This is a genomic window from uncultured Nocardioides sp. (genome assembly GCF_947489365.1).
Classification (GTDB): domain Bacteria; phylum Actinomycetota; class Actinomycetes; order Propionibacteriales; family Nocardioidaceae; genus Nocardioides.
Window position 1 is genome coordinate 1 of sequence record NZ_CANLDB010000019.1, and the last position, 275, is coordinate 275.

The 275-nt window shown below is 70.2% G+C and carries 1 protein-coding gene; it reads right to left on the reverse strand.

The window, feature by feature from the left end; genetic code table 11:
- A partial coding sequence (locus Q0858_RS21485; RefSeq protein ID WP_299058444.1) for a hypothetical protein occupies positions 1-245 on the reverse strand: 245 nt, incomplete at its 3' end.
- Between the last annotated feature and the right edge of the window lie 30 nt (positions 246-275).

The following is a 275-nucleotide window of genomic DNA, read 5'->3' on the forward strand; positions in this document are numbered from 1 at the left end:
CAGTACTGACCGCCGTGGAACGTCGCCGGCATCCGCTCCTCACGGATCTGCCAGGTCACCCAGTTCACGGTGAGCCCGGCCATTGCGGCGACCGTGGCGGTGTCGAGCCAGACGTGGTCGTAGTCGGGCGGGTTCCCGTGCTGCTCGCGGCGCCGCTGCCGCTCGGCCCGGTCGGTCTCACGCTCTACTAGCCATGCGCGAGCTCGGTCGAGGGAGTCGACGTGGATCGAGGCGTGGGCCTTCACTCGTCGTGACCTGTCGGCCGGCGGGGGAGT